Origin of the sequence: Sulfuricaulis sp., assembly GCF_040901545.1 — a bacterium.
GTDB lineage: Bacteria > Pseudomonadota > Gammaproteobacteria > Acidiferrobacterales > Sulfurifustaceae > Sulfuricaulis.
Genome location: NZ_JBBDYL010000013.1, coordinates 1 through 1,245 on the forward strand (window position 1 = coordinate 1; position 1,245 = coordinate 1,245).

General features: G+C 57.3%; 3 protein-coding genes. All 3 read right to left on the reverse strand.

Annotated features, from left to right (window positions below; all coding sequences use genetic code 11):
- Positions 1-141 precede the first annotated feature (141 nt).
- Positions 142-441 carry an addiction module antidote protein gene (locus WD823_RS02880; RefSeq protein ID WP_368427983.1) on the reverse strand — a complete coding sequence of 100 codons (300 nt, stop codon included), beginning with the start codon at positions 439-441 and terminating at the stop codon, positions 142-144.
- 5 nt (positions 442-446) lie between these two features.
- The gene (locus WD823_RS02885) at positions 447-743 is read right to left on the reverse strand and encodes a type II toxin-antitoxin system RelE/ParE family toxin (protein WP_368427984.1); all 297 of its coding nucleotides are present in this window, start codon (positions 741-743) and stop codon (positions 447-449) included.
- A 116-nt stretch (positions 744-859) separates the two neighbouring features.
- A complete protein-coding gene (locus WD823_RS02890; protein WP_368427985.1) occupies positions 860-1,099 on the reverse strand; it encodes a DUF2442 domain-containing protein in 240 nt (79 codons plus the stop codon).
- Between the last annotated feature and the right edge of the window lie 146 nt (positions 1,100-1,245).

A 1,245-nucleotide genomic window follows, 5' to 3' on the forward strand; every position in this document is an offset into this window, starting at 1 on the left:
AGGGAACGGCTGGCGGCGAATTCTCATGATTCTCCTCCTTAGATAGGCCCAACGTATTGTTCTGCGGCGGGCCAGCGCTGACAGTTGCACCCGTATGATGCTGGCGGCCCGTCCGCAGCAACAAAGGGTTGGGCACCTACGTCAGCCACGACCTACTTCGGCATGCAACTTTAGCCCCAGCGCGCCGATTACCTTGAGTATGGTGTCGAAGTCAGGGCTGCGTTCGCCGGATAGCGCCTTGTAAAGGCTTTCGCGGGACAACCCGGCATCCCGCGCAACCTGGGACATGCCCTTAGCACGAGCGATATCGCCAATTGCTTTGGCAATGAACGCGGCATCTCCGTCAGCCTCCTCAAAGCACGCTTCGAGATAAGCAGCCATCTCTTCGGGAGTTCTGAGATGTTCAGCGACATCATAACGAGTGGTGACGGTCTTGCTCATCGTAGCTACTCCGAGAGATTACGTGCGAGGCGCAGGGCTGCCTTGATGTCCTTGGCTTGAGTGCTCTTGTCACCACCGGCCAAAAGAATGATCACGTCTCGCCCTCGCTTCTTGAAATACACCCGATAACCGGGGCCGTAGTTGATTCGCAACTCCGAGACTCCTTCGCCTACCGGTTCGACATCGCCTGGGTTTCCAACCGCCAGCCGTTCAACCCTGGCTTGAACACGCGCTCTAGCTTGAATGTCCTTCAGGTCGTCGAGCCATTGAGCGAAGTGGGCGGTCTTGCGAATTTCGATCACGGAGCGACTGTAGCCGCGTGGCTACATACTGTCAATGCTGCACATTGCGTCCCGAGGTGCCCAACGTCGCGGTTCAAGCGCGGGCCGCTTGTGGCCCGTCGTCTTGGAACCGCCGGTTAGACGGTAACTGCTACGCGCTCGCGAAGGAACTCGGGTGCGAAGTCCGCACCGTTAGGCCACGTGAGCGTATGGTAAGCGACCAAAAAGCGCTTGAACTGCTCGATGTCTCGAAGCGGGCCAAAGATGGGCCCGTCGAGTTCGGCGGAGAGGTCTACTTCTCCAGCAGCGCCATCGCTGAACTTCAGCCATACCACGTAGTCCCGAACATAGCGCGCTTCAAGAACATGAAGAAACATAGCGTCACTCCAACGGATCAATAGTTTTCAACGGCTGTTTGCGCTGCGCAAGAGCCCAGTCTGCGGCGAGTTCCGCCTTATGTAAAGAGTAAGTCTTGTCCAATGGGGTTTGAGTCTGAGCGGGAGGCGTGATTCCAACGGGGTTT

Bases quoted from the DNA above. Each gene is read 5' to 3' on its own strand.
- WD823_RS02890 (WP_368427985.1), bottom strand. From the start codon at position 1,099: ATGTTTCTTCATGTTCTTGAAGCGCGCTATGTTCGGGACTACGTGGTA.
- WD823_RS02880 (WP_368427983.1), bottom strand. From the start codon at position 441: ATGAGCAAGACCGTCACCACTCGTTATGATGTCGCTGAACATCTCAGA.